We start from the raw sequence: 5,811 nt of genomic DNA, 5'->3' as shown, positions 1-5,811 counted from the left end.
ATCAGCGTCAGCATGCTCATCAGCAGGATGAATGTGCCGGCCAGATACATGTCCTGGGCAAAGAGGGCGTTCAGCAGCAGTGGCCCGGTGATCGGCAGGCTGAGAACGATGGAGACCACCACCGAGCCGGAGACGAGGTGCGGCAGCACCCAGCCGACGGTCGAGACAAAGGGGTTGAGCGCCACCCGCACCGGATATTTCAACAGCAGCCGGATTTCGCTCAAGCCCCGGGCGCGAGCCATGTCGACATAGGGCTTGTTGAGCTCGTCGAGCAGGTTGGCGCGCATGATTCGGATCAGCGCTGCCGTGGCGCCGGTGCCGAGAACGACGACCGGGATCCACATATGCGAAATGAGATCGCCGAGCTTGGCCCAGCTCCAGACAGCATTGATATAGGCGGGCGAAAACAGCCCGCCGGTACTTTGGCCGAAATATTGTGCCGAAACATACATCAGCACCAGCGCCAGCAGGAAATTCGGGATGGCAAGGCCGAGAAAGCCGAAGAAGGTGGCGAAGTAATCTCCCACCGAATATTGCCGTACGGCCGAATAGATGCCGATCGGAAAGGCCACCGCCCAGACGAAGAGTAGCGTGGTGACCGAGACCACCATCGTCAGGCCCATGCGAGCCCAGATCAGTTCGCTGACCGGCTTGTTCCAATCGAGGGACTGGCCGAAATCGCCGCGCAGCAGGATGCCGCTGATCCATTTCCAGTATTGGACCGCCCAGGGCTGATCGAGGCCGTAGCGTTCACGCAGGCCGGCAATGACGCCGGGATCGATCGTTTCGTTCTGGGAGGCCAGGCGCGCGGTCATCGCCGTCAGGAAGTCGCCGGGCGGCAGCTGGATGATGATGAAGGTCACGACGGAGATCGCGAACATCATCGGGATCATGTAAAGCAGACGTCTGATGATGAAGCCGGCCATGTCAAGCTCCTTCAATCGGCAACCGCCGATCGGATTGGATGATTGGGACTGGGCTGGTGTTGATGGGGTGGCGCCCGCGGACGCCATCCCTGTCGGTCGCGTGCCGTTACTGTTGGTAGTAGAAGGTCTCCGGTTTGGCCGGTCCCGGTGTCATGTAGAACGATGTGCTGGGAATGACCTTCGGGACATTGCGCATATTGGTCTTGACGATGCCGACGCGGTCCGGCTCCAGGTTGGTGCCGATGACGTAGAATTCGTCACGGGTAATCGCAAGCAGCTCCTTCATCGCGGTCAACTGCTTYTCGAGCGTCGGCGCTTCCTGCACCTGCCGGTACAGATCCATCTGCTTCTTGGCAGCGGGGCTCGGTTCTTGCGCGTTCGGATCCTTGGGGTTCTGGTAATAGAGGCCCCAGGCCGTCGCGAAGCTCGATTCATATTCGTGCGGGAAATACCATTTGGGATCGAGCAGGCCGAGGAAGTCATAGCCACCGCCACCAACCCATCCAAGGCCGTCATTCTCATTGTTCTGCAGGCGGGAGAAGATCAGCGAACGTTCGGCCGGGCGGGGTTGCATGTCGATGCCGACGGCTCGCCAGTAGCGCTGGATCATCTCGAGGGCGTCCACCTGGATCGGGCTTCCGGTCAAGGCGTCGATCGCAAAGGTAATCCGCTTGCCGTCCTGGCCGAGGCGATAGCCTTCGGCGTCATGTTTGGTAAGGCCGGCCTTATCGAGATACTGATTGGCGAGATCGACATTATACTCCAGATACTGGGTCGCCATCTTCTCGTCGTAGAGCGCGGTGCCTTCACGCGGTGCTGCCTGATAAGGCTTGGCCTGTCCGGCATAGATCAGCTGGTTGAGCTCTTCGCGGTTGATGGCGTAGCTAAGGCCGATGCGGAAATCCTTGTTGGAAAAGACAGCGCGCAAGGCCGGATTCTTGTGGGTCTGGTTGAGGGTGATCAGCAGGGCGTTCGACCAGGCCGGCCGGGCGATGAACAGGCCGTAGCCGCCTTTCTCCTGGTTCTGCACGATCACCGTACGGGCGTCCGTCGTCTCGATGAAGCGGTTCTGCATGTCGATTTCGCCGCTGATCGCCTTCAGGATGATCGCCTGGGTATCCTGCATCACATCGATGGTGATCCGATCGAAGTAAGGCAGCTGGTTTCCTGCGGTATCCACCTTGGCATAGTAAGGATTGCGTTCAGCGACGACCTGGGTGGTGCCATTATAGGGCGCGGTCAACACCCAGGCATCAAGCGTTGGACGACCGAGATCGCGCCAGCGGCCGGGAAAGCCGATCTTGTTGTTGAAGAGCTGGACCCAGTCGGTTGCGCCGGCTGCCTTCACCAGGGCGTCGACGCCATCGGGATTGAAATCCTTGTGGAATTGCTTGAGGTAGTGGGCCGGTGCGGCCGCCAGAATATCGGAGCCGCGCACGGTGGCCATGTTCATCAGGAACAGGCCGTTCGGCGCGGCAAATTTGAAGACGACCTTGTCGTCGGCAAGCTTTTCGACCTTGACGGTCTCTCCGCCGGCGGTCAGCCAGTCGGGTGCTGCAGGCGTGATCTTGGTGTTGCGCAGCACGTTCTCGTTCCACCACACCAGATCGTCCGCGGTAAAGGGCTCCCCGTCCGACCAGCGCGTGCCTTCACGCAATGTGAACGTATATTCGGTGGCATTGTCATTGACCTCGACGCTCTTGGCGATATCGGGGATCACCTCGGTCCATTCCGGATTCCAGCGGACCAGTCTCGTATAGCCGATCGAGCGCTCGATCTCGCTGTCACCACCGCCAAAGGTGGCCGTGCGCCAGGTGCCGCCATAGGTACCGATCGATTCAAGCGGAGTGAGCACCAGCGGCTCCTTGGGCAAGCGCTTTTCGACCGGCGGCAGCTTGCCGGCATCGACCAGCGCCTTCAGTTCCGGCGACTCCTCAAAGCCGAATGCGGCACCGGCCCAGCCGGCACCCATGAGGATCGCCGCGGCAACGGTCGAGACAACCTGCCGTCTTAAGATTCTGACGTGTTGCATTCTTTCCTCCCGATATTCTGCTCTAGGTTATCGTTAACGTATTCTCCTCTTTCTCGAACGTTATCGTTACCGTTAAATCTTGTCAAAGAGATTCTCGACACCTTATACTTTGTCAGAGCAGCCTTGGCTTTCCCGGAAATTATGTTAGTTATCGTTATCGTAAATTCCTGCCCCTTCTGAAGAGACAATCCAGTTGAGCCGCCCTAAAGAGCCAGAACCCAAAATTACCATCGCCGATGTCGCCCGCGCCGCAGGGGTGTCGCCGATGACGGTATCGCGCGTGCTCAACGATCGGGGCGGAGCCAGTGCGGAGACAAGTCAACGGATTATTTTAGCGGCGAGCGAACTCAATTACCGGCCCAATCCCTTTGCGCGCGGATTGCGGTCCGATCGATCGAAGGCCATCGGCCTTCTCGTTCCCGACATCACCAATCCGTTCTTTCCCGAAGTCATCAGGGGAGCCGAGGATGCGGCAAGCGCTGCCGGCTACAACCTGCTTCTGTCCAATGTCGTCGAGAACAGCAAGCGAGAGGAAGAACTCATCGAAACGCTGCTGCGGCACCGGGTCGACGGAATCATCGTCTGCAGCCCGCGGCTGCCGGATGCCGCGCTGCATAAGGCGCTTGCGCCCCACCGTGCGGTGGTGCTCATCAATCGCGAGGCGCCCAACGAGGTCGCCGGGACGATTGTCACCGACTACGAGACGGGAGCGTCGCGTGCCATCGACCATCTGGTCGAGCGCGGGCGCCGCAGGATCGCGATTATCGCCGGGCCGCGCAGTTCGTTTGGCGGCAAGAGCCGTCTTGTCGGCTTTCGCAAGACCCTGGCGGCCCACGGGCTCAAGGCGCAAGGCATCGTTTATTGCGATCCGACCGCGGCGGGCGGCCAAACGGCGGCCGCGCAATTGCTGGCGGAGGCGCCCGGCGTCGATGCCCTTGTCTGCTACAACGACCTCAATGCGATCGGCGCGATGAAGGCCTGCCGGGCCGCCGGCATTTCGATCCCCGGGCAAATCGCCCTGATCGGTTTCGACGATATTCCGACTGCCGAACTGCTGTCTCCGGCACTCACCACCTTGCGGGTGCAAAAACGCGAAATGGGGGAGGAAGCCGTGCGTCTGCTGCTCAGCCGCATCGCCACCAGAAACCGTCAGCACGGCATCGTCATCGTGCCCGAGCTTATTATCCGCGAAACAACCTGAACTCCCCGGAGCATGATGCCGAAAAGTGTGAGCGGTTTTCGGACGACATCGTGCTCCAACTCTCAAAGTTTGGAACAGGAGGAATATCCGATGGATATCAACAATCTGCAGTCACTGGCCCTGCCTGAGGAGAAGAAGGCCTGGTTCGTTCACGACCGGTTCGGCATGTTCGTGCACTGGGGGCTTTATGCACTGCCGGCACGCCATGAATGGGTCAAGAGCCGCGAAGAACTGAACGACGCCGACTACCAGAAATATTTCGACCATTTCGATCCCGATCTCTACGACCCCAGTGAATGGGCCAGACGTGCAAAGGCTGCCGGCATGAAATATGTCGTGCTGACCACCAAGCACCATGAAGGCTTCTGCCTCTGGGATACCAAGGCGACCGACTTCAAAGTGACCAACACGCCTTATGGACGAGATCTCCTGGGTCCGTTCGTCGACGCCTTCCGCGCAGAGGGCCTGAGGATCGGATTCTACTATTCGCTGATCGATTGGCATCATCCCGACTTCACCGTCGATCCGCGCCATCCGCAACGCAACCATCCCGATGCGCTGAAAATCAACGAAGGCCGGGACATGCAGCGCTATGCCGCCTTCATGCGCGAGCAGGTCCGCGAGTTGCTGACTGAGTTCGGCCAGATCGACATCCTGTGGTTCGATTTCAGCTATCCGCAATGGAAGCTCGGGGAGCTGGTCGGAAAGGGCCATCAGGATTGGGAAAGCGAGAAACTCGTGCGTCTGGTGCGCGAACTCGCCCCCGACATCATCATCAACAACCGGCTCGATCTCGCCGGCCTGCAGCCCGACATCGTCACGCCGGAGCAATATATGCCGCGCGCCCGTCCGCTCCGCGATGGCAGACGCGTTGTCTGGGAAGCCTGCCACACGCTCAGCGGTTCCTGGGGCTATCACCGCGACGAGGACACCTGGAAGAGCACGGAACAACTGGTGCAGATGCTGGTCGGCACCGTTGCCATGGGCGGCAATCTGCTGATGAATGTCGGGCCGACGGCGCGCGGCACGCTCGACCACCGCGCGATTGCAGCCCTTGCCGCTTATGAGGAGTGGATGGCACTGCACCAGCGCAGCATCGTCGGCTGCACCCAGTCCGACTTCACCGCTCCGGCCGACTGCCGCCTGACCCAGAATGGCGATCGTCTCTACATCCACCTCTTCAACTGGCCTTATCGCCATCTGCATTTCGATGCGCTGGCAGGCAAGATCGAATATGCGCAATTCCTGCATGATGGCAGCGAGGTCACCTGGTTGCGCCCATCCGCCAATACGCTGTGGGCGAACACGCAGTTCCCCGTCGGCGAAGATCAACTGACATTCGTCCTGCCGGTGCGTCGACCTCAGATCGTGGTCCCGGTCATCGAGGTCAAGCTCAAGCCAGGGAGCGCGGCTGGCATTCAGGACTAGAGCCTTTCCGGGTTAGATTGAAACATTCTGTTGGCTCAAACGGAGTCGGATGGTCGACCGGCCGGCGCGCGTCGTAGCCCAGTTCTACGGCCAAGCCGGCCGGTCGATCAGCCGGCCCGTTTCAGCCAACCCGAAGGGCCGGGCATCTTTCCGCCAGGATCAAAGGCGATCGGCTCGGACGTACCGGGAGGTATGCCCGTCGCCAATCGCCTCTGCCCTGACGA

At 60.2% G+C, this 5,811-nt stretch carries 4 protein-coding genes; 2 read left to right on the top strand and 2 right to left on the bottom strand.

Annotated features, from left to right (window positions below; genetic code table 11):
• Together AC1D1Z_RS32955 and AC1D1Z_RS32950 are read right to left on the bottom strand one after the other, a co-directional pair.
• Positions 1–926, bottom strand: a 926-nt coding sequence (locus AC1D1Z_RS32955; protein ID WP_477853049.1) for an ABC transporter permease, incomplete at its 3' end; no start/stop codon positions are given.
• A 106-nt stretch (positions 927–1,032) separates the two neighbouring features.
• Complete coding sequence (locus AC1D1Z_RS32950) at positions 1,033–2,958, bottom strand: ABC transporter substrate-binding protein (protein WP_115157820.1); 1,926 nt, start codon at positions 2,956–2,958, stop codon at positions 1,033–1,035.
• Positions 2,959–3,151: 193 nt separating this feature from the next.
• Between AC1D1Z_RS32950 and AC1D1Z_RS32945 the strand changes: the two genes are divergently transcribed.
• Both AC1D1Z_RS32945 and AC1D1Z_RS32940 read left to right on the top strand, forming a co-directional pair.
• Positions 3,152–4,159 (top strand): LacI family DNA-binding transcriptional regulator, encoded by a 1,008-nt coding sequence (locus AC1D1Z_RS32945; RefSeq protein ID WP_080671757.1) that lies wholly within the window; start codon positions 3,152–3,154, stop codon positions 4,157–4,159.
• 12 nt (positions 4,160–4,171) lie between these two features.
• The gene (locus AC1D1Z_RS32940) at positions 4,172–5,587 is read left to right on the top strand and encodes an alpha-L-fucosidase (protein WP_312863707.1); all 1,416 of its coding nucleotides are present in this window, start codon (positions 4,172–4,174) and stop codon (positions 5,585–5,587) included.
• Positions 5,588–5,811: the final 224 nt, after the last annotated feature.

This window comes from Rhizobium sp. P1_E1 (genome assembly GCF_056406015.1).
The sequence above is the reverse complement of the archived record's forward strand: the minus strand, read 5'-3'. Positions and strand labels throughout refer to the sequence as shown.